This window comes from Vibrio campbellii CAIM 519 = NBRC 15631 = ATCC 25920, assembly GCF_002163755.1.
Taxonomy (GTDB): Bacteria; Pseudomonadota; Gammaproteobacteria; order Enterobacterales; family Vibrionaceae; genus Vibrio; species Vibrio campbellii.
The window spans coordinates 1,582,834-1,604,854 of sequence record NZ_CP015864.1 but is presented as its reverse complement, the minus strand read 5'-3'; the positions used below and the strand labels follow the sequence as shown (position 1 = coordinate 1,604,854).

The 22,021-nt window shown below is 44.8% G+C and carries 17 protein-coding genes and 2 pseudogenes; 12 read left to right on the top strand and 7 right to left on the bottom strand.

The genetic code is table 11. From position 1 onward, the window contains the following. Positions 1 to 387: 387 nt before the first annotated feature. Positions 388 to 1,200: an AraC family transcriptional regulator gene (locus A8140_RS23515; RefSeq protein ID WP_005536063.1), complete on the bottom strand. Its 813-nt coding sequence runs from the start codon at positions 1,198 to 1,200 to the stop codon at positions 388 to 390. A 771-nt stretch (positions 1,201 to 1,971) separates the two neighbouring features. Here A8140_RS23515 and A8140_RS23510 point away from each other — a divergent pair. Further along, complete coding sequence (locus A8140_RS23510; RefSeq protein ID WP_033000632.1) at positions 1,972 to 2,691, top strand: helix-turn-helix transcriptional regulator; 720 nt, start codon at positions 1,972 to 1,974, stop codon at positions 2,689 to 2,691. A 67-nt stretch (positions 2,692 to 2,758) separates the two neighbouring features. Here A8140_RS23510 and pdxH read toward each other — a convergent pair whose 3' ends face one another. Next, a complete protein-coding gene (gene pdxH / locus A8140_RS23505; protein WP_005536068.1) occupies positions 2,759 to 3,394 on the bottom strand; it encodes a pyridoxamine 5'-phosphate oxidase in 636 nt (211 codons plus the stop codon). 168 nt (positions 3,395 to 3,562) lie between these two features. Between pdxH and A8140_RS23500 the strand changes: the two genes are divergently transcribed. From A8140_RS23500 to A8140_RS23470, 7 genes are all read left to right on the top strand, one after another. Continuing rightward, on the top strand, positions 3,563 to 5,434 hold the full coding sequence (locus A8140_RS23500; RefSeq protein ID WP_038863149.1) for a sensor histidine kinase: 1,872 nt from the start codon (positions 3,563 to 3,565) through the stop codon (positions 5,432 to 5,434). After that, positions 5,427 to 6,488 carry a sigma-54-dependent transcriptional regulator gene (locus A8140_RS23495; protein WP_005534338.1) on the top strand — a complete coding sequence of 354 codons (1,062 nt, stop codon included), beginning with the start codon at positions 5,427 to 5,429 and terminating at the stop codon, positions 6,486 to 6,488. The genes A8140_RS23500 and A8140_RS23495 overlap by 8 nt, the downstream gene beginning before the upstream one ends. A gap of 113 nt (positions 6,489 to 6,601) precedes the next feature. Next, positions 6,602 to 7,993: an HlyD family type I secretion periplasmic adaptor subunit gene (locus A8140_RS23490; protein ID WP_005534341.1), complete on the top strand. Its 1,392-nt coding sequence runs from the start codon at positions 6,602 to 6,604 to the stop codon at positions 7,991 to 7,993. Positions 7,994 to 8,106: 113 nt separating this feature from the next. Beyond that, the gene (locus tag A8140_RS23485) at positions 8,107 to 8,790 is read left to right on the top strand and encodes a transglutaminase-like cysteine peptidase (protein ID WP_033000449.1); all 684 of its coding nucleotides are present in this window, start codon (positions 8,107 to 8,109) and stop codon (positions 8,788 to 8,790) included. A 5-nt stretch (positions 8,791 to 8,795) separates the two neighbouring features. Then, positions 8,796 to 10,709 carry a bifunctional diguanylate cyclase/phosphodiesterase gene (locus tag A8140_RS23480; RefSeq protein WP_038863145.1) on the top strand — a complete coding sequence of 638 codons (1,914 nt, stop codon included), beginning with the start codon at positions 8,796 to 8,798 and terminating at the stop codon, positions 10,707 to 10,709. Positions 10,710 to 10,725: 16 nt separating this feature from the next. After that, a complete protein-coding gene (locus tag A8140_RS23475; RefSeq protein WP_005534347.1) occupies positions 10,726 to 12,840 on the top strand; it encodes a type I secretion system permease/ATPase in 2,115 nt (704 codons plus the stop codon). A 383-nt stretch (positions 12,841 to 13,223) separates the two neighbouring features. After that, the gene (locus tag A8140_RS23470; protein ID WP_005534350.1) at positions 13,224 to 13,823 is read left to right on the top strand and encodes a mechanosensitive ion channel family protein; all 600 of its coding nucleotides are present in this window, start codon (positions 13,224 to 13,226) and stop codon (positions 13,821 to 13,823) included. Positions 13,824 to 14,600: 777 nt separating this feature from the next. Here A8140_RS23470 and A8140_RS23455 read toward each other — a convergent pair. Continuing rightward, the gene (locus A8140_RS23455; protein ID WP_005534353.1) at positions 14,601 to 15,029 is read right to left on the bottom strand and encodes a hypothetical protein; all 429 of its coding nucleotides are present in this window, start codon (positions 15,027 to 15,029) and stop codon (positions 14,601 to 14,603) included. Between the two features lie 58 nt (positions 15,030 to 15,087). On the opposite strand from A8140_RS23455, the pseudogene A8140_RS25745 reads away from it, so the two are divergent. Next, positions 15,088 to 15,207: pseudogene (locus tag A8140_RS25745) on the top strand (mechanosensitive ion channel family protein); the annotation flags it as partial. A gap of 219 nt (positions 15,208 to 15,426) precedes the next feature. Here the strand turns inward: A8140_RS25745 and A8140_RS23450 are convergent. Next, positions 15,427 to 16,056: a hypothetical protein gene (locus A8140_RS23450; RefSeq protein WP_038863143.1), complete on the bottom strand. Its 630-nt coding sequence runs from the start codon at positions 16,054 to 16,056 to the stop codon at positions 15,427 to 15,429. A 730-nt stretch (positions 16,057 to 16,786) separates the two neighbouring features. Here A8140_RS23450 and A8140_RS23440 point away from each other — a divergent pair. Beyond that, positions 16,787 to 17,371: a flavodoxin family protein gene (locus tag A8140_RS23440; RefSeq protein WP_005534360.1), complete on the top strand. Its 585-nt coding sequence runs from the start codon at positions 16,787 to 16,789 to the stop codon at positions 17,369 to 17,371. A gap of 63 nt (positions 17,372 to 17,434) precedes the next feature. Here A8140_RS23440 and A8140_RS23435 read toward each other — a convergent pair whose 3' ends face one another. Next, positions 17,435 to 19,060, bottom strand: coding sequence for an ABC transporter substrate-binding protein (locus tag A8140_RS23435; RefSeq protein ID WP_005534363.1), 1,626 nt, complete (start codon positions 19,058 to 19,060; stop codon positions 17,435 to 17,437). Positions 19,061 to 19,247: 187 nt separating this feature from the next. On the opposite strand from A8140_RS23435, the gene mpaA reads away from it, so the two are divergent. Next, positions 19,248 to 19,958 carry a murein tripeptide amidase MpaA gene (gene mpaA / locus A8140_RS23430; RefSeq protein ID WP_005534365.1) on the top strand — a complete coding sequence of 237 codons (711 nt, stop codon included), beginning with the start codon at positions 19,248 to 19,250 and terminating at the stop codon, positions 19,956 to 19,958. A gap of 20 nt (positions 19,959 to 19,978) precedes the next feature. Here mpaA and A8140_RS23425 read toward each other — a convergent pair. Next, positions 19,979 to 20,305 (bottom strand): annotated as a pseudogene (locus A8140_RS23425) (SIS domain-containing protein); the annotation flags it as partial. Between the two features lie 39 nt (positions 20,306 to 20,344). Further along, complete coding sequence (locus A8140_RS23420; protein ID WP_033000451.1) at positions 20,345 to 21,247, bottom strand: LysR family transcriptional regulator; 903 nt, start codon at positions 21,245 to 21,247, stop codon at positions 20,345 to 20,347. Positions 21,248 to 21,339: 92 nt separating this feature from the next. On the opposite strand from A8140_RS23420, the gene A8140_RS23415 reads away from it, so the two are divergent. Next, the gene (locus A8140_RS23415; protein ID WP_005534371.1) at positions 21,340 to 21,993 is read left to right on the top strand and encodes a CatB-related O-acetyltransferase; all 654 of its coding nucleotides are present in this window, start codon (positions 21,340 to 21,342) and stop codon (positions 21,991 to 21,993) included. The last annotated feature ends 28 nt before the right edge of the window (positions 21,994 to 22,021 follow it).

The window sequence follows — 22,021 nt, the reverse complement described above, 5'->3', positions numbered from 1 at the left end:
TCTCTCTCCTCGAAAACCGCTTCGAGGATCATCAATGGCTGGCAGTGTATTTTGAGCCCGAGAAGAATACTTGTCAAAAACTCCGAGCTTTTTGCTAAAAACTCGCTTTTATAACAAAACATCTACATAGTCACACGCAATTACATAATATATTGTGTTGTAAAAATTCATCTTTGCCTGTCATTTACAACAAAGACAGATAGGTTTTGAGCAATTTTTGTTTGAATAAGAAGGATTTAGATTGCGCTTTTGTGAGGAACGGACAAAAACAATGAAAACTTTCGGAGAATTACGCAAAAAAGTTCGACTTTCCTGTACAAAACGCAAGCACAAAAAAGCCGCGACTCATGCGCGGCTGTCATCATATAAGCAACTATACCAATATAATTAGCCAACCTGTTTCTTATACTGAGAAGGCGATAACCCTTGTAAACGAGTAAAAGTATGCGTAAAGGTACTTTGGCTCGAGAAACCAGTAAATTCAGCAATTTGTCCAAGCGTAAGGTGACCTTGTTCAATTAAGTCACGCGCCATATCAATACGTTTACCTAGCACATACTGATGCGGCGTAATGCCCATCTGATCTTTAAATAAACTGTGGAACTGGCTTTCGCCCAAAAACACACTGCCCGCCAGCTGCGCCACACTGATTTTGTGGCTCAAGTGCTGCTCGATGTAACGGTCAATCGCATCCAGATCAAAGCGAGACTCTTTCCTCGACGTTTCAAATGCTGAGATATGACGCTGCATCAGAGCGATCACAGTATCGTTACACGCACGGCTTAGCAGTAGGTCATCTGGGTGATTACGCATCTCTTGCACCAGCATCTGAATCAGCTTTTGGATTTGACCATCCAACTGGAAGTAAAGATGAGAACGCTCTAGATTGTTGATTTTCTGCAGCATCTCGGAGTCATCATTGGCTGGCTTTGGCATATTGAGCACCAAAATATCTGATTGATGAATCACGCCGCCGAAAGCATGATCAGAAGACGCTGTTACGATACAACCTTGTCCCGGACCAACCAGATTGCCCTGTCCACGCACTTCAAATTCCGCTTGCCCTTTCAAGCCGATCACGATCTGGGTGTAAGCATGATCATGGCATTCCATATAAGACGGAAGCGTGATCAATTCTGCTGGCTTAGGCAGCATGATCTCTTTATGCAGCGGGGCTTTCGGGTTATCTGGGTTACTCATTTCAACAGTCGTCTTTACACGGTCAGCTTACACCTTGGCATCATATACCTTCTCGGTTGGGTTGCAACTCCTCCCCGAGTCAATCGCACAAGATCAAACCAACACGAATCAAGGCTCTCTACATGATCATAGTTCCGGAACGATGATCATGTAAGAGTAACTTACGGTCAATGTGCAACCAATTTTTTTAACAAAAACGGGCAGATAGCAAAAATTACCAAAGGTGAGACAAACACTTAGCAAAGATCCTAGCAATGAAAATGCACATTAATGTAAAAGGTAAGATGAAAATTACGATCGAACGCGCACGAAATGCCCGAAAAACAGTGGCATAGAGGGATTTCCCCCCTTACTAACCTCTTCTCGATTCAATACATTAGACCTCGAGCTCTAGGATGCATACGACCCTGAGCTCATCGGTATCTACTTGATACCTCTAACTTACTTAGCAGACCCTCACTACGTAATTTAGAACCTCTTCTACACGTCGACAAGATTATATCTTGTGTTGCCAGCCCGTCTTCAGGCTGGCTTTTTTTTGTCTATCGCCAATGAAAACAATGGCATAAGCTGCTAATATATCGGACATCTCACTGTATCCTGACGTTAATTATCACGCAGAGCTATCTTGATAGACCTTCTCTCTTCCAGTTCTATCTGGCGCGATTCTCGAAAGCATGATCAAGGTAATGCGATAATGTAAACGCAGGCAAAGCAAAGTGAGGGAACGACCTGTAATCATGCAGGCGATATAGCAGTAGTGAGTCCCTTGTGAATATTCCAGTCAATACCATAGAACAGTCGCTCCTTCGACAGCTACCGGGTTGTTGGGGGTGCAAAGATAAAGATTCGGTATTCCGCTATGTGAATCAGGAATACGCCGAGTTAATTGGGTACGATTCGCCCGAAGCTTGTATCGGTAAGACAGACTTCGAAATGGCTAGCCCTACCATTGAGTGCGCCCAAGACTTTCAAGAACAAGACAAGCATGTGATTGAAACCGGCGAGTCGCTGAAGATCCTTGATATACATCCTTATCCAGATGGCCATTGGCGCGCGCACATTTTTACCAAGACACCTTGGAGAGATGAAGACGGCAACATCATTGGCACCATCTTTTATGGTCGCGAGCTAACGGATACCGCTGTGATTGAAGTCGGCTATTGGGTTTGCCGAGCTATTGGTGGTGCACCAAATCAACATTCTATCTTCCGTTTTTCTAATCTTAAACCTGAGCCAGAAAAGCTGACCTGCCGCGAGCAAGAAACGCTGTTCTTACTGCTCTATGGTAAGAAACCGCAATTTATCTCTCAGGTGATGGGGATTTCAACCAAGACAGTAGAAGGGCATGTCGCTCGTCTGCGCACCAAATTTGAAGCCAATAGTAAGAACGAGCTTATCGATAAAGCGATGGAAGCAGGTTACGGCTCCATCGTGCCAAAGACGCTGCTTAAACATCAGTTGTCTGTTGTTCTCAACGGCGAACGTTGAACTTCCAAACTAGAAAACAAAAACACCGCCCATTGCGGCGGTGTTTTTTATCTCGTCATCGAAGTGACTACGGCGCAAGACGGTCGATGTCCCACTCACCTTCTTGATTTGAGAACAAGAAGCGGTCATGCAGACGGTGTTCACCGCCTTGCCAGAACTCAATGCTTTGTGGCTTAACGCGGAAACCACCCCAGAAGGTCGGCATAGGAATCTCACCTTTAGCAAACTTCTGCTTCAGCTCTAAAAACTTACCTTCCAATACGCCACGTGCAGAGATACGGCTGCTTTGCTTGCTCGCGATCGCTGCTAATTGGCTCTCTTTCGGGCGAGAAGTGAAGTACTTCATGTTCTCCATCGGCGTTAGCTTTTCTGCCACGCCCGTGATGTGAACCTGACGCTCAAGGGGATGCCATGGGAAATGCAGGCTGATGTTACTGTTGTGCTCAAGCTGCTGCGCTTTACGGCTGCCCAAGTTGGTGTAGAACACAAAGCCATCTTTATCGACACTTTTTAGCAGCACGATACGTTGAAACGGCATGCCGTTTTCGTCCACTGTTGCGACCGTCATCGCCGTAGGATCCGTTAGCCCCGCTTGTACCGCTTGCTCTAACCATAGGTTAAATTGATCAATCGGATCTGCTTTTAAATCTTTACGACGCAGGCCACCTTTTGTGTACTCACGACGAATATCAGCAAGTTCCATCTTCACTCCTTCACTCGTTTTTGTCGATTGTGCGCCCGATACTAAGGAAATACAAGGTCGGCAAGCAAGAACCCTGATTACAGTTTTGTGCTGTGTCACGTTGTCGCAGAAGCTCACAGCATCATTAAATGCCTTTTGATAACATAGCTTTAAAAAAGTGAGCCAACCGTGAACCTACTTAACCCAAAAGCTCTGCGCCATTTTTTGTTGGTCTTGCTCGCCATCGGTTTGATCGGGCTGATGTTGACCCATAAATACGCAACCCAACATCAACATGATCAGTGGCAAAGCAAGTTACAAACTCAAGCTTCACAGGTCGCCCAAGAAATCGATTATGAATTGGCAAAGTTTGAGCAAATCCCGAACTTACTCAGCCATGATCCAAGATTGCTTGATGCCGTCAAAGTAGGCAAACCATCAGAATCACTTAACCTATTACTCGCCGATTGGTTAGCACAAAGCCTTGCTGACACCATTTACGTGCATGACAACACCGGCTTAGTTATCGCATCGAGTAACTACCAGCAAGACGACAGCTTTGTGGGCTCGAACTTTGCCTTCCGTCCATACTTTCAACACGCTTTAAATGGGGAGAAAGCTCAGTACGTTGCCCTTGGCGTACGTTCCAATAAACGCGGCTACTTTTTCTCATCCCCGCTTTGGGTTGGAGGCGAAGTCGCAGGCGTGATTACGGTTAAAGTAAACTTGGAGCAACTCGAAAAAGGTTTAACCCAAGAAAATGGTGGGTTACTGGTTACCGGTGTGCACGATGTCGTCTTCATGAGCAACTTGCCCGATTGGCGCTACCGAGCCCTATTCCCATTGTCTGAACAGGCAAAACGAGAGCTTAACCAGACTCAACAATACGGTGATACCTTGCCTCAATATCGTGGCGAGTTGACTGGGCAAAGTGGCGCGACGCAGTTTAAAAACAATCAGCTATTGGTTTCACCCAACTACCTCGCTTACGCAACAAACTTATTCGACAAAGGTTTTCGTGTTGTCGCTCTGATTAGCCAACAAGAAGTGTTTGCTGCGGTATTGCAAGCGGATGTGATTTACCTTTTGCTGTATTCGCTCGTTGGCCTAATAGCCTTAGCGTGGTTTCAAATGCTGGTCAATAAAGCACGATTAGCAAATATGAATACAAACTTGGAAGAAAAGGTCACGGAACGCACCATAGTACTGAGCCAAGCCAACCACCAGCTGCAACAAACCGTGCACCAATATGAACAGAGTCAGCAAGCACTTAAGCAAACCCAACAAGAGCTCACTCAAGCCGCGAAACTCGCACTACTGGGCGAGCTGTCTGCCAGCATCAATCATGAAATCAACCAACCACTTGCTGCACTTCGCACCTATACAGAAAACTCTCAACGTTTGATGGCGATGGAACGCTACTCTATGGTGACAGATAATCTCGGCAAAATGCTTTCTCTCAATGACACCATTGCCGAAGTTATTGCTCGTTTGAAAGTCTTTACGCGCAAAACGGACAACAACTCGCACAACGAAGTGTCCGTGCTACACGATGCGGTACAGAACGCAACGCGCATTCTGAGCAGCAAGCTGATCAAACAAGGGGTGACGCTAAAAGTGCCAAACATTGAATGCGACGTGAAACTCGCCATTCACAGCGTCGAGCTAGAGCAAGTACTGATAAATCTCTTCCATAATGCAGCCCAAGCGATGGAAGGACACTGTGTCGATCCACAAATTTCGATCGCGATACAATGCAATGAAAGCAACTGCGATATTCTGATTTCCGACAACGGACCTGGTATGTCAGAACAAGCATTAGCCAAAGTATTCGATCCATTTTTCACCACTAAACCTGAGGGACTTGGGCTGGGTTTAACCATTTCAAAACGTATTTTAGAAAGCTATCAAGGCTCTCTCAGTGCTTACAATCACAATGCTTACAATCGTAGTGCTTTCAGTGATATAGATACGCAATCCCAGCAGTCAGGCGGCATGACCTTTATTGTCAGCGTGCCTTTAGTCCCACCTCGTCCTGCAGAGGAACACTCTCATGCATAATCCCGTTTTCTTTGTTGATGATGAACCCCATATCCGTGATGCGGTTACTCAAGCGCTATTAATCGAAGGGATTGACGTCACTTGCTTTCCAAACGCAGTTGAAGCGATGAAGAGTGGTGCGTACGATTTTCTCGAAAAACCCTTCTCTACCGAACAGTTACTTAAGTCACTTAATAACGCTGGCGACAAGTTGGCCTTATTACAAGAAAACGTCTGGCTTAAAAAAGAACTCGACATGCAAACCCATGTTGGTCCCAAGATGATTGGTCACAGCCAAGCCATGGTCGACATTCGCCGTACCTTGATCAGCACTCCGCTCCACCAACCGCTGATTTTTGTCGGTGAAGATGGAACAGGAAGAAGACTGGCTGCGCAGTTTGCTCACGATATTCACGCCACACCGGAAAATGAATTGTTCATTACTTCTGGCGATGATTTGTACGAACTTTCTCTCGATGCACTAGACAAAGCCGTACATCATCTTACGGACGGTAAAAGCCATTGCAGTCTGTACCTGCACAGTGCAGAACACATCTCGACAAAACAGTGGCAATGCTTATTTGAACACCCAAAACTGCAACGTGTCTTTGGTGCAGCCAACACAGTCGACAAAGGCATTGAAAGCTCAGTAAAGATGATTCGTATGCCAAGCTTGAATGAACGCAAAGAAGACATCGGTCCCCTATACAAACACTTTGTGCGTCACGCCGCGAGTCGCTATCAACTCCAACCCCCTCAGATTAGTCTCGATGAGGTAAAACTGGTTACGGAACTCGATTGGCCTGAAAACATCAAACAATTGAGGCAATTTGCGGAGTTAAGAGCGCTAAAACCCGATGTGTTTCGTATGGAGGATTGGAGCAGTGAAAAGAGCATCGAAATCCAAAGTATGACTCAACGCACAGAACACTTTGAATACTGCTTGTTGTTTGACGCCTTGCAACGACACAGAGGCAGACTCAAAGAGGTTCAACTAGAATTACAAGTGTCGCGCAAAACCTTGTATGACAAACTAAAAAAACATCAGTTGGACAAAACACATTTTAAGACATAATAAACAAACTGATGCTTATCCTGCACACATTTTTATCAACCAAACATGCTGACATACTCGACTAATAATAATAACATCAAAAGTTAAGCCGTCTTTATATTACAAGGAATGTGATGAGCCGAGACAACTACAACAAACTGAGCAGCGACGAGCTTGAATTTATCGATGACAAAACCGCTGCTTTGCTCTTAAACACACCAAATAGTGCCCGCTTAATGCTGTGGATGATGGTGCTGTTTTTTGTAGCGGCGATTGGCTGGGCATCTTGGGCTGAGATCGACAAAGTGACCGTAGGCCAAGGCAAAGTCATTCCATCTTCTCAAATCCAAGTAGTGCAGAACTTAGAAGGTGGCTTGGTCAAAAAGATATTAGTTAAAGAGGGTCAAAAAGTTCAGAAAGATCAGCAGTTGCTGCTGATTGACGACACCCGCTTCCGCTCTGACTTTCGTGAACGTGAACAGCAAGTTGCCAACTTAACCGCTTCAGTACTGCATCTTTCAGCCTCAATCAACAGTGTCAAAGTTAATCGTAACTTTGACGACAGCAACTGGAAAAAAAATGTCGTTATCGACTATAGCAAACTGACATTCCCGCCAACACTTGAAGAGAATCGTCCTCGCCTGACTCAACGCCAGAAAGCAGAATACCGCGAAGACTTGGATAACCTGCGCAACCAAATTTCGGTCATAGACCAACAAGTTAAGCAGAAACAACAGGATCTGGTGGAGATTCAAGCGCGTGTGGGCAACCTTCGTCAAAGCTATCGTTATGCAAAGAAAGAACTGGATATCACCAAACCTCTGGCTGATGAAGGTGTCGTACCTAGAATTGAACTCTTAAAGCTTCAACGTCAGGTGAACGACACCCGTCGAGAAATGACGTCTAGCGAGTTGAAGATCCCTGTCATCAAATCGGGCATCCGTGAATCGATGCTCAACCGTATCGATGTCGCGTTGAAATTCCGCTCCGAGCAACAAGAAAAACTCAACAGCACACAAGACCAGCTCTCAGCACTAGTCGAATCAGCGGTAGGCTTGGAAGACCGAGTGAACCGAACTGTGGTGGTTTCTCCAGTAACGGGCACCATCAAGACATTGAACGTCAACACCGTCGGTGGCGTTATCCAGCCGGGTATGGACATCGTAGAAATCGTGCCGACCGAAGACACCTTATTAGTGGAAGCGAAGATCGCGCCGAAGGACATCGCTTTCTTGCGTCCAGATCTTCATGCGATTGTGAAATTCACTGCGTACGACTTCACTAAATACGGCGGCTTGGAAGGAGAGTTGGAACACATCAGTGCCGACACCACACAAGACGAAGAAGGCAACAGCTTCTACATCGTCCGTATACGCACAGAGAAAACCAGTTTCGGACAAGATGCGGACTTACCTATCATTCCAGGTATGACGGCATCTGTTGATATCATCACAGGGAAACGAACGGTACTAGAATATCTACTCAAGCCGATTTTGAGCGCCAAAACCAACGCACTGAAGGAGTAAGTGTTTGCAAGGTACAAACAATGTGTTCTTATATGATGACAAGTGGTTAAATAAAAAGCACTTTTCTCACCAATGAACCCATTTCAAGGGTACACTTGTAATGTGAGTCGAATATGCCATCCAAATTGAAGCGTAAAGTTACATTATTAATCAGCATCAGTTGTTTTTCGTTCCAAATTGGGGCGCTCAACAGCAAAGAGCAACGATGGGTCGATACGGTCACTTCAGTTTATGGTGAACGCGCAGGGCAGCGCGTCAAAACATGGCGAGAGAATTTGGATTCCTTACAAGTCCAGAGCAACAACAAGAAACTCTCCGATGTGAACAACTTTTTTAACCAACTCTATTTTGTCGATGACATCAATTTGTGGGGCAAAAAAGACTATTGGGCAACACCACTCGAGTTTATAGGCAGTAATGCCGGTGATTGTGAAGACTTCACGATAGCGAAGTATTTCTCATTGCTCGAACTCGGAATCCCAGATTCAAAAATGCGCTTGGTCTACGTAAAAGCGATTAGACTAAATCAATTTCACATGGTGCTGGCGTATTACCCAACACCAAGCTCTGAGCCGCTCATCCTCGACAATCTCAACCCAGAAATTGTTCGAGCTTCCAAGCGTAGCGACTTACTACCGATTTACAGTTTTAATGGTAAAAACTTGTGGCTAATGAAGTCTTCTGCCAGCAGTGGAGAGCTAGCAGGAAAAGCCTCACGTTTGAGCCTTTGGAATGACTTACGCTCGCGCGAACGTAAGTTGCAGTTAAAGAAACCTAAAATTAACTATGACGAGTGAAAAACATGACCCTATATAAGAAGCTTGTAGTGGGAATGGTTACGGTCTTTTTACTTTTGATGGCATCAGTATTCGTAATCCAGTTCAACACTACTCGAGACAGCTTGGAGCAGCAGCAACGTTCAGAGGTCAACAACACCATTAACACCGTTGGTTTGGCACTGGCACCGTATCTAAAAGACAAAGATAAGGTCGCCGTTGAATCCGTGATTAATGCGTTGTTCGACGGCAGTACTTATTCTGTCGTACGTCTCACCGCGTTAGATTCCGATTACCAAATTGTACGTTCATACCCGGTGAAACCGACGAGTGTGCCGCAATGGTTTATCGATTTAAATCTGTTCAAAGCCATTCACGATAAACGCGTGGTAACCAGCGGTTGGATGCAGCTTGCAGAGGTAGAAATCATCAGCCATCCAGGTGCAGCATACGACCAGCTGTGGCAAGGCTTTGTTCGCCTGCTGACTGCGTTTGGCGTTATCTTCCTTGCTGGTCTAGTGGCGATTTCTTACATCCTACGTCGCTCACTCAAACCTTTAGCGGCCATCGTGAAGAAAATGCACGAGATTGCTAACAACCAATTTGGCGACCCACTGGCTCGTCCAAAAACCAAAGATTTGATCGCAGTCGTCGACGGCATCAACTCAATGTCGGCACAAATCGAACTGTCATTTAAAGAACAGGCAAAAGAGGCGCAGCGTCTGCGTGCTCAAGCTTACCTGGATCCAATCTCCAAACTGGGTAACCGCTCGTTCTACATCAACCAAGTTGATCAATGGCTGGCAGAGCAAACGCAAGGGGGTATCGCGCTACTCCATGCTGAGTACATTGGTGACATTTACGAGACCAAAGATTACCAACGCGCCGATGCCCACGTGAGAGAGTTATCTCAACGTCTCAAGAACACCATCGATGTACCGGGAGCAACCATTGCTCGTCTGTCTAGCGACGAATTTGGTCTACTATTCCCGCACATGGATGAGAGCGAGTTGCGCATTCTCGCTGACAGCATCGTCAACTGTGTGAATGGCCTTAATACCGATCCTACTGGCATGGCGAAACCAAAAGCATCACTGGGTGTCGCGCACAGTAAAGATCAGAAAACTCGTACAGAAGTGCTATCGATGGTGGATAACGCCCTATCGAAAGCCAAAGCGCAGCCAGATAAAGCTTACGGCTTCGTGGGTGGTGAAAACACCTCGAACCTAATGGGTAAACAGCAATGGAAAGCGCTGGTTGAAGAAGCGATTCACAGCGATTGGATCAAATTCCGCTTCCAGTCTGCGAAGAACACTTGGGGTAAAGTGTTCCACAATGAGGTGTTCTCAAGCATCGAAAAAGATGGTGAAACCTACCGTGCGAACCAATACTTGTTTGCTCTTGAACAGTTAGAAGCAACCAACATCTTCGACCAATACGTCATCGAGTCGATGATCAAGATGCTTGAAAGTGGCGAACTAAAAGAACCAGTAGCCATCAACATTGCCCAAAGTAGCTTATCTCAGCCCTCATTCATTCGTTGGACCACCAGCATGCTAGAGAAGCACTCAAAAGTGGCTCCAATGCTGCACTTTGAGCTTCCAGAAGCGTGTTTCATTGACCATCCGCACCACACTGCTCTGCTGTGTAATGCGATTCGTCAAGCGGGTGCGGAGTTCGGTGTTGATAACTACGGCCGTAACTTCCAGTCACTTGAGTACATTCAGGAATTCCGCCCGAATTACGTAAAACTGGATTATCTGTTCACCCACAACTTGCACGACGAGAAACAAAAATTCACGCTGACATCGATTTCTCGTACCGCTCACAACTTGGGTATTACGACGATTGCATCGCGTGTTGAAACACAGATTCAGTTGGATTTCCTAACCGAGCATTTCGTTGAAGTCTTCCAAGGCTTCATTGTCGACAAGGAATAACGAAGGTACACCAAGGATGAAAGACCCTTTACTGAATTCGCTCATTTACGTTAGCCGATACTTCGGGCTAGCCAACTCACCGGAAGCGCTGATTAACGGCCTTCCGCTCTCTGATGGCAAGCTCACTCCGTTTCTGCTACCACGAGCGGCGGAAAGGGCCGGATTGGTTGCCAAGGAAAACCGTGCAGAATTAGACAAGATCTCGAGCCTGATTCTGCCGGCTATCTTACTTCTAAAAGGTGGGGATTCTTGCGTTCTCAATAGCATCGATGTTGAGAAACAAGAAGCTGAAATCACCAACCTAGAAAGCGGAATGGTGCCTATCTCCATCCCGCTAGAAGACCTACTTGAGCAGTACACTGGTCGCTACTTTTTAGTTAAAAAGCAATTCCGTTATGACGAGCGCTCTCCCGAAGTGCTCAAAACCAAAGAAGGTCACTGGTTTTGGTCAACCTTGTGGCAATCGAAACGCATCTACCGCGATGTACTTATCGCTTCTCTCCTCATCAACATCTTTGCCATTGCAGCACCAATGTTCACTCGCTTGGTGTACGACAAGGTAGTACCAAACCTCGCGTTTGAGACTTTATGGGTGTTGGCGAGCGGTATCTTCGTGGTGTTCCTGTTCGACTTCTTACTCAAATCGCTGCGTAACTACTTCATAGACGTTGCGGGTAAAAAATCCGACATCCTGATTTCCTCCAAGCTGTTTAGCAAAGTGATGGGTATCCGAATGGAGTCCAAGCCACCTTCAGTGGGTGCTTTTGCTCGACACTTGCAAGAGTTCGAATCCATTCGTGAGTTCTTCACCTCGGCCACGGTAAGTGCGCTAATTGACTTACCTTTCGCAATTTTGTTCCTAGTCATCATCTGGCTGATGGCGGGCGATCTGGTATACGTACCAATGATTGGTGTGGTGATTCTGATGATTCACTCGGCGCTGATTCAAGGTCCACTTCGCCGCTCGATTGAAGAAGGTTCTCGCCTTGCTTCACAGAAATACGCCAACTTGATTGAGAGCTTATCTGGCTTAGAAACGGTGAAAATGCTAAGTGCACAAAGCCAATTCCAATACCGTTGGGAAGAAGCCGTTGCGCACATGGCAAACTGGAACATCAAGAGCCGCCGTATCACCGACAGTATTCAAAACGCAGCGGGCTTTGTGCAGCAAAGTAGTAACGTCGGCATGATCATTCTAGGCGTGTACTTGATTGCCAATGGTAACCTAACCATGGGTGGTTTGATTGCTGCAACCATGCTGAGTGGTCGAGCGATTGGTCCTATGGTTCAGCTTTCTTTGCTTTCAAGTCGATACAACCAAGCGAAATCTTCAATGACCATCATCAACCAAGTGATGGAAATGCCAGACGAGCAAGAAGAAGGCAAACGCTACATTCACCGTCCTATCGTACAAGGTAAGGTTGAGATTGACCGTGTGACCTTCCATTACCCAGATGCGCCAGTGGCATCGATTCGTGATTTAAGCCTAACGATTAATCCAGGTGAAAAAGTCGCAATCATCGGTCGTATTGGTTCGGGTAAAACCACGCTAGAACGCTTGATAATGGGTCTGTACAAGCCGACAGAAGGTCACGTGCGTATTGATGACACAGACATCGAACAGCTTCACCACGTGGACGTACGACGCAATATCGGCTGTGTACCGCAAGATTCGAATCTGTTCTTCGGTTCTATTCGCGACAACATTACCCTAGGCCGTCCGCTCACCGATGATCGCGATGTCTTAGACGCCGCCAACCGTGCAGGTGTCACCGCCTTTACTCAATCGGATCCTGCGGGTCTAGAGCGCCAAGTGGGCGAAGGCGGCGGCATGCTCTCTGGTGGTCAGCGTCAAGCTGTAACGATTGCACGAGCGTTCTTGGGTCGCCCTCCCGTACTCTTAATGGACGAGCCAACCAGCGCAATGGACAACCGTTCAGAGATGCACATCAAGCATCAACTAGCGCAGTTAAAACCAAATGAAACGCTGATTTTGATTACGCACAAAACCTCAATGCTCGATATTGTTGATCGTGTGATTGTGATGGAGAAAGGCAGCGTGATTGCTGATGGTCCGAAAGCACAAGTGCTGAATGACTTGAAGCAAGGTAAGGTTCGCGCCGTAAGCTAAAACCGCATAAGCAGAAAATCAAAGCCCCGTCGAACCCAGAGTTTTACGGGGCTTATTTATAGAGGGTTAATAAACCAAAGTAACCAAACTCTTCGAGGAATATCCAAAGCAGCACAAAACCAACAATAGCCACTAACCCCATGATGGCCCTTTCATCTTCTTCCATTGCATTCCCTCTCTGTACGTAACATCAACAAGCTACTGATCTAGATTAGCAGCTGCCGACATACCAGATATCAGGGTTCATTCCCTCTCAATTCGGAACTGAGATGCAGGTCAAAATTTGTTCAGCAATAATCGTGCTTTGCACTGAAAATAATTAATTACTTGCGAGCCAAAATCGGCTATAACTCGCGCCTTCTTAATATTCTCGAGTTGAAGAAATGAAACATTGGATACATTTAGAGCAAATCAGTCAGTATTTCACGGCTGGCTCTATCGGTTATAAAGTGTTGATGGGCGTCATCATTCTGATCGCTTATCGCTTGCTAAAGAAAATCGCCAACCGTGCGATCCTAAATTTGGCAGAAGCTAAAGGCGTAAACAAAGCGCGCTTGAGCTTTATTCAGCGCTGCTTCAACGTCGCGTTCTTGTTTTTGTTTGCTTCGCTTTTCGCCATCGTAACCGGTATTGGCTACGGCAATGTTTCACTCTTCCTATCGTCTATCTTTGCGGTATTGGGTGTGGCTTTCATCGCACAATGGTCGATTCTAAGTAACATCACAGCAAGCTTTCTGATCTTCTTTGTCTTCCCATACCGCGTCGGTGACCGAATTAAAGTCGTAGATAAAGACGAAGACATCAGTGGTGAGATTCAAGAAATCCGCATGTTCCATGTGCTGATTAAGCACGACAATGGCAACCTAATCACATACCCAAACAACTTGATGCTACAAAAAGCAGTCTTAAAGCTGGCAAAAGAAAAAGCCAAGCCTGAGGAGCCAAAAACCGCCTCACGCATTTATACCCGCAGAAAGAAATAGCCCACGAAAAAGCCGATGTAGATACATCGGCTTTTTAATATCACTTGGTGGTCAGAAATAATCCAGAGTTAATCGCGAAAAACAGTGAAGAGACAAAACGTATAAACTGAAGGTCACCACAGTATTCTTTCATGATAAAAACATGACACATCGCAGAAACCAATAGCGCCACTTTAACTAGAGGAAGCTTCTTCTTGGAGAACCTTAAATACATGCAGAAAATAGAGATGCTGCAAGCAAAGAAAAAAATCGTCACAAATTATTTATCCTATAGCGATAAGTGATGTCGAATCTAAGACACCTTCATAATCACGGGTATACATCAGCTATTTTTATTCCGCTTTCACCCTCTGATAAAGGGTCAAAAATATTGGTATGTTAATTACGAAAAAGTAACCGATGACAGCTCCCCTTGTTGCAGGGAACGTTAACCAAACACCGAAACACAGCACCACTGAGACCACGAAAGCCATTATGATTATTACTTTAATTTTGACCAGAATCGAATTAGGGAACAAAGGTAATAAGTAAACTAGTGCAAAAGGAATGAAAGCATAAAGATTGGTATTACCGTCGCTAATTGAAAGCTCGGTGTGCAGCATAACTACCAACATCAATAGTAGAAACAGTGATACGACCCTCGATAAAACGATCATCTACTCATCCTTTTTAAGATATTCCTATAACGCTTTTATACACGACATACCAACGCTACATCGCTGAACTCTACCCTTTATGCTACGAGAGCTAGCACCAATACTTCTGTAATACGTTCATTTATATACATGTTAATAGAGGGATATACTTACAAAATCCTGCTTCGGTTATATACTGATCTTGATAGATCATTTCTTTTCCTAAATATATCTGTTGTAACTCAATATTTTTTCCCTGATCATAACTAGCATCATAGGCACCGGAAGCAGTTAGTGTTGTTGTACTTAAAAGTTGTGTTTGTAACCATCTGCACATCTGTGGTGACAGGCTATCTGCATAATATTGTAGATTGCTTTTTTTATCTTTAATTATCGCAACCTTTGTCCCATTTCTCCATCCCCTAGAATCAGCACAAAGCACCTCATCCAAACTCAAGTTTACAGTCTTAAGTGTACTAGTATCAGATGTTGTACAAAATAGCCAAACTAAAAATAGGGAGAAAAACGTAAAGAGACTACCTATTTTAAAAAGTCTTACTGTTCTATTCATTATATTCTCCTATTGTTTTTATTGTACCAACGCCATCAGTCAAATTAGAGATTGAATGCTGATTACTTACCCGAACAACTTGATGCTTCAAAAAGCGGTCGTAAGACTGGCAAAAGAAAGAGCCAAGTCTGAGGAGCCAAAAACCACCTCACGCATTTATACCCGAAGAAAGAAATAACCTACAAACAACCGATGTATCTACATCGGCTTTTTGTTTGTGATGAAAGGTTATCTGTCTTTAGGAGCCTGTTTAATTTTGATTCGTCTTAAAACAGACCAGCCTTCAAAACAATTATTATCATATGCGTGAATACCAGTACTTCAGCAATAAAATGCCTATAACTCAACATTGAAAAAGTAATGAACGTAAATCAACTGATTTAGACAATAAAAAACATCACTTACATGTGTTCCTCTTTTTCAAGGAGATATACTCATCTATATACCCGACTCCACCATTCTCTATAGACTTAACCAAATATTTCATAGTCTTACATTCATTATTTTCTTTTAAGTACACCTGGCTCATTATATATAGAGGAAAAGCTGGGGCAGCATTTTTGTACTCCAGTCTTTTTTCCAGTAACCTAATAACTTCACCATGATCATAATTTTCATCATTATAGTATAGAAAGTAGGCATAATTTGCTGAAGTTATTGGGTCGTTATATTCATCTCCTTTTTTATACCAATGCGTTAAACTATCTTCAGAAAAAAACTTCTCCTCAGAGAAATGTGCCACAAGCTGTCTTATGGCGTATTTATTACCGCAATCCCCAGCAACCTTCAAGTTTAATAAAGCCTTATCGATTTTTTGTTCAAACACGATACCTCGATAATAAAACATTCCTTTAATATAGTGATAACTACACTCATCTTTATACTTTATTTCTTCAAGGTTATCGTATACATCATAGCTTGTAGTGTTGAGGACTTCACTAAAAATATCCAGATAAAGATCATTACTATATGAAAACCTACTAAATAGAATAGTAAGAATCCAAAAAACCTTTCTATTTATGCTCAAAATTAAACTCCCTGTTATTGCATTCTGATTTACAGTAATTAATTAAATCATCTAGCTTAGATATGTTATTTATAGCCTCATAGATTCCGTTACTTTCAACTACTAATTTTGTGATCACTCTAATTCTATTATTATTCGTAACTTCAGATGTGAAGCTTAACACTTCAGCCGATTCACTTAAACCAGGAATATCAATAACTGCTTCAGAACCAATTTTGTCAGGGTTATGATAACCAAAAAAAGTACAAACAACCATGCAGCCCGAATTACATTGCCTCACTCCACTATATTGCGTAAGTTGTGCTGCCTCGTACGTTGCACCACCTCTTTCTTACCAATAAACTTCAGGGCCAATTACTTGTGAACTTGCTATTCTTGGCAAACCACGAATATCCTTTTGATTCCCTAAACCATCACCACTAAATCCTTTAATAGGCTCATTCAACATCCTAAAAACTGCAGCGCTTACCGCACCATTGTAGAATTCTCCTCTAATCAAAACGGACTTGAATGTTCTCCCGGTTACCGCCCCGAAAGCAAACCGCTCAATAACAAGGTCCCCTGCGGATAAGTTAGCGATCGCGGTTACTTCAAAAACAACTACATTGCTCTTAAATCAATCAGCAAACATTTAGTTCACTCATTTCAAGCCACCTTCTTGACCTCAACCAAACTTGAGGTTTTAGCCTTATTCGCATGATTCAAAATCAACAATGAAAAAGGAACCGTTGTGTCCAAAATTGCGATTATTTATTTCTCTAAAACCGACGTTACTGGTCAGCTTGCTCGCGCGATTGCCGCAGGCGTTGAACAACAAAGCATTCAGCAGCAAGGTGAATGTGAAATCCTCTCTCACCGTATTGAAGGCAGTGAGATTATTGAGGGACGTTTTGTGAACCCTAGCCTAATGGATGAACTTGCTGAGTGCGATGCGATTATCTTTGGCTCACCGACCTATATGGGCGGCGTAGCGGCGCAGTTTAAAGCATTTGCAGATGCAAGCAGTGAATCTTGGTATTACCAAAAATGGGCAGGAAAAATCGCGGCTGGCTTTACCAGTGGTGGGGCAATGAATGGCGATCAGTCAATGACGTTGCAGTACCTACAAACGCTCGCTAACCAACACGGCATGATGTGGGTCGGATTGGATAAGATCAGCAATTCTGGCAAGCAGAATCTGAACCGATATGGCGTGCAAGGTGGCATTGTTGCTCAAGGCGGTGAAGACGGTCAGTTGCATGCCTCAGATGTTGCAACAGCAGAATATCTTGGCAAACGAGTCGCAATGCTCGTGGACAAGCTCTCTACTTGCTAGCAATAAAAAGAAGCCCCGCAAGATACATCTTCGGGGCTTCATATTTATCGCTTATTTTGAGCGCTACTTCTTAATGTAGAGGTCTTTCGAGTAGATACGACCCTCTACGTTGTTCTTGGCAAAGCCGCCGACCGTAGGACGAACCAAACGCGCTTGCATGTAGTAGTAAATCGGTGCGATTGGCATATCTGCCGCCAACAATTGCTCGGCTTGGTCATAGAAACCATGGCGCGCTTTCTCATCGGTTGCGGCCAATGCACTGTTCATCGCCTTGTCGTAGGCTTCACTGCTGTAACGCGCAAAGTTACCTGACGAACCAGAGCGCAGTAGACTCAAGAAGGTCGAAGCTTCGTTGTAATCTCCGCACCACGAGGCGCGCATCACATCAAAGTCCCCTTGTTTGCGAGCAACGAGATAAGATTTCCACTCTTGGTTTTCTAATTCGACTTTCGCGCCCAAGTTGTTCTTCAACATAGAAGCAATCGCCACTGCTATGGCCTTGTTCGATTCACTGGTGTTGTACAGCAATTTGAAATCAAGCGGTTCACCATCACCGTATCCCGCTTCTTTCAGCAATTCACGCGCCTTTTCATCACGCTGTTTTTGCGTCCATGTGCTGTATTCTGGCTGAGTCGCATCAAAGCCGGCGGTGTATTGGTGTGCGAACGTATAAGCAGGCAGGTTACCCACTTGCGTGACACCATTCGTGATCACATCACGCATCATCGAATAAGACACAGCTTTACGAACTCGCTCATCATCGAACGGAGGACGTGTTGTGTTAAACGCGTAGTAGTAAGTACAGAGTAGCGGAACCGCGGTATACGCTTGCTCGTAATCTTTCTTCAGCTTTTGCGCCATGTGGGTTGGTACATCTGAGGTAATGTCCACTTCGCCCACCGCATAGCGATTGATCGATGCGTTTTGGTTCTCAAACGGAATGTATGTCACTTCAGTGAGATGAGTATCCACGCTATCCCAGTAATTTGGACTCTTTTTCAGTTCAATGCGCTCATTCACCACCCATTTATCCAGAACAAATGCACCGTTGCCAACAAACTGCTGTGGGTCACTCCACGGCTTTTCGCTGTTCTCAACCGTTGCTTTGTGTACCGGCATCATCGAAGTGTGGTCTGTCATTGCGACAAAGTACGGCACCTTGCTATCAAGTTCGAAGCGCAGAGTATGTTTATCGACGGCGGTGATACCAAGATCATCCAGTGGCTTTTTACCTTCTGCTACGTCGGCGATGTTTTTGATCTTAGTGAGTTTGAGATACCAAACATTGGGAGAAGCGGTTTTCGGATCCACCGCACGACGCAGTGAATAGACAAAATCATCCGCTGTCACAGGATCGCCGTTCGACCATTTGGCGTCTTTACGCAGATGGAACACAAAGGTTTGGTTGTCTTTGGTTTGCCAAGATTCCGCAACACCAGGAACGATATTGCCATCGCGGTCTTGAATGACTAATCCCTCAAACAAATCACGAATTACGTGCATCTCTGGTAAGCCTTCGGCTTTTGCAGGGTCTAGCGTCGCCGCTTCTGCATCGTTTGCTCGTACTAAATGTTGTTCTGGTGCGAGTTGCACACCGTCAGGTAAAGAGTCAGCTAAAGCTGAAGCGGATAAAAATGGGGTCAATAAAGAGGAAACCAGCAACGCTGTTGAATGCTTTTTAAAATCCATATCGTTTTTCGTTCTCCTAACACGTCTTTTGAAGCAAGTACCACTATTCATCATACAAGCATTGACGAACTTTAAGTGTTCAGTTTATATCCGAGTAATCTCAAGATGCTAAGTTCAACGGCTGTAACATGAGTTACATATAGCTTGAGTGATAAATAGATACTACTCGAACAATCAGGAGATTACGGTGAGTCTAATTCCAAGAACGGAAAGAGCGGCATTTTTAATTACGCCAACATCATATGGAAAATCGGTACTGGGCGCGCCGTTGTTGTACTTCCCAGCACAAGCAGAAAGTAACTCGCGAGGCCTTATTCTCGCGGGGACACACGGCGATGAGACAGCCTCAATCGCCGGATTGTCGTGCGCGTTAAGAAGCTTGCCAGCGGAGTGTCTGAAACACGATGTGATTTTATCGATGAACCCAGACGCAAACCAACTGGGTACACGAGCCAATGCCAATCAAGTCGATCTAAACCGTGCGTTTCCTACACAAAATTGGACAGAGCACGGCACAGTCTATCGCTGGAGCTCACATACACCGGTTCGAGATGTGACAGTAAAAACAGGCAACAAAGAACAGCTAGAACCAGAAGTTGACGCACTAATTAGTTTGATTGAACTGCGCAGACCAAAATTTGTGGTCTCGTTTCATGAACCATTAGCGTTTGTCGACGACCCTGCTCATTCTGATTTGGCCAAATGGCTCGGCAAGCAATTCAATTTGCCTATCGTTGACGATGTTGAATACGAAACACCAGGGTCTTTCGGAACTTGGTGCAATGAACGCCAGCTACCATGTATTACCGTGGAATTGCCCCCGATCTCAGCAGATCTCACAATAGAAAAGCATCTCGATGCATTTATTGCTTTATTGCAGCACGATCCAGATCTTTAATTTCTAGCGATACGAAGCGATCAAGTAAGGATTTGCTTGATATCGGTACTGATATCACTGATCAACTGACGCGCGCTTTCATCTCTTTGCTGCACCAAAATAATAAACAGCAGATCCGTAATCACGTTTTGTGCCGTACGTGAAGCAATGGAAGAGCTGCGATGCTCTGTTTCATTGGCGATGGTATCAAACGTGATGTCGGCAATGTCTCTCAATCGGCTTCTCCCCGGAGCTGACAAAGCAATCACTTTTGCTCCCTGCTCTTTCGCCGCTTCCGCAGCCACCAGAATCTCTTTGCGTTCTCCTGAAAAAGAAATCGCAATCTGCACGTCTTGCGAAGAGAGCTGCACACTCAAGACAACCTGTCAGTTTCAAATGATTACTGCTTAAAATGATTGCTGTTTGAAATGCTCAATAAACGCCTGCGTTCGCTTTGGTAAATGCTCACGTTTAGGATAAAGAATATAGAGCGGTAGGATCGCATCCGTTTTCCATTCAGGGAGTAACGGCACGAGTTGCGATCGCTCTTCACCGCTAAGTTTCTCCAATGCGAATTCATCTAACATTGCAACCCCACATCCCGCAAGAGTGGCTTCTAGCATGGATTGAACCAAATTAAAGCTGAGTACACTTTGCAAAACCACTGAAACTTTTTGTTTGGTTTCCATATGATGGAAGTGCCACGTATCGAGGTTTAACGCTTCATTGCGATACACAATGTGGTCAAGCAGAGAAAGATCTTCCGGCGTAGCTATGCTTGGTTTGTTAGACAAGTACGCTTTGTGTGCGAACGGTTTACAGTGTAAAGAGCGCAGATGGTGGCCAATATAGCCCTCGGGTGGATTGTTTGTGAAGAAAAACGCCACATCAAAGCCAGACTCAATAAGATCCAAAGGCGTTTCTGAAAAGATCACTTCGAACGTCACTTCCGGATATAATTGGCGAAACTCGATCAAGGCTCGGTTCAATAACACCGCACCAAATGACGCCGATGCCGCGATGCGCAAATGCCCGGCGACTCGGTCACTTTCCATCACTTGTTCATTAATCTGCTCTGCCCCATCCATCAAGCCCTTTACTTGCTGATAAAAGCGCAGCCCATCGTAAGTTAGATTAAATTGCCTTGTTGTACGTTGAATCAACTGTACTGACAGAATCTCTTCTAACTGCCTCAATTGACGGCTCGCGTGTGCGTTTGAGCAACGCAGTTTTTTCGCCGCACCAGCAATACTCTTCTCTTCACAGAGAGCGATGTACATCGGCACGTAGCTTAGCCACTTTATTTCCATATGGTAATTATGAATCTCTAAAAATAATCTACTGGAAATAATAGAATGGCTCTACACTGCTTACAACTTAAAATTGGAACGGAGAATTACGAATGAATGCGTTCGATACTTGGTTAAAAGGGCAAGTGATCAAAGAACATGTCACCAACCCGAATATTGAGGTAGGAGATTACAGTTATTACTCGGGGTTTTATCACGGTAAAACATTTGAAGATCAATCAGTTCGTTATTTGATGGGCGACAGCGTTACCCAACAAGAGTGGCAAGATAGCGCTTATGGCGAAGTGGACAAGCTGATCATTGGCAAGTTCTGTTCAATCGCTTCTGGCGCGACCTTTATGATGGCTGGCAATCAAGGCCACCGGGTAGATTGGATTTCGACCTTTCCATTCTCTCCTGAAGAGTTTGGAGAAGATGTACAAAGCGGCTTTGAACGCGCAGGTGATACCATAGTTGGTAATGACGTGTGGATTGGCAGCGAAGCGATGATCATGCCGGGCGTGAAGATTGGAGATGGTGCCGTGATTGGTGCGCGCTCAGTCATCACTAAAGATGTCCCGCCCTACTCGATTGTTGTTGGTCACAATCATATTGTTCGCCAGCGCTTTGACGACGAATGCGTTGCCATGTTGTCAGAAATAAAATGGTGGGATTGGCCCATTAACCATATTAAACAAGCAATGAAGATAATGTGCAGCAGTGATGTACGTGCGCTTGGTGCTTACTACCAAGAACACATTGCCTAACGTTTAAAAACAAAAGCCCGTGTATCTC

Coding starts and splice junctions, on each gene's coding strand:
- A8140_RS23515 (WP_005536063.1), bottom strand. CDS start 1,200: ATGAGTAACCCAGATAACCCGAAAGCCCCGCTGCATAAAGAGATCATG.
- A8140_RS23480 (WP_038863145.1), top strand. CDS start 8,796: ATGACCCTATATAAGAAGCTTGTAGTGGGAATGGTTACGGTCTTTTTA.
- A8140_RS23495 (WP_005534338.1), top strand. CDS start 5,427: ATGCATAATCCCGTTTTCTTTGTTGATGATGAACCCCATATCCGTGAT.
- A8140_RS23415 (WP_005534371.1), top strand. CDS start 21,340: ATGAATGCGTTCGATACTTGGTTAAAAGGGCAAGTGATCAAAGAACAT.
- A8140_RS23420 (WP_033000451.1), bottom strand. CDS start 21,247: ATGGAAATAAAGTGGCTAAGCTACGTGCCGATGTACATCGCTCTCTGT.
- pdxH (WP_005536068.1), bottom strand. CDS start 3,394: ATGGAACTTGCTGATATTCGTCGTGAGTACACAAAAGGTGGCCTGCGT.
- A8140_RS23455 (WP_005534353.1), bottom strand. CDS start 15,029: ATGAATAGAACAGTAAGACTTTTTAAAATAGGTAGTCTCTTTACGTTT.
- A8140_RS23435 (WP_005534363.1), bottom strand. CDS start 19,060: ATGGATTTTAAAAAGCATTCAACAGCGTTGCTGGTTTCCTCTTTATTG.
- A8140_RS23485 (WP_033000449.1), top strand. CDS start 8,107: ATGCCATCCAAATTGAAGCGTAAAGTTACATTATTAATCAGCATCAGT.
- A8140_RS23475 (WP_005534347.1), top strand. CDS start 10,726: ATGAAAGACCCTTTACTGAATTCGCTCATTTACGTTAGCCGATACTTC.
- A8140_RS23490 (WP_005534341.1), top strand. CDS start 6,602: ATGAGCCGAGACAACTACAACAAACTGAGCAGCGACGAGCTTGAATTT.
- A8140_RS23470 (WP_005534350.1), top strand. CDS start 13,224: ATGAAACATTGGATACATTTAGAGCAAATCAGTCAGTATTTCACGGCT.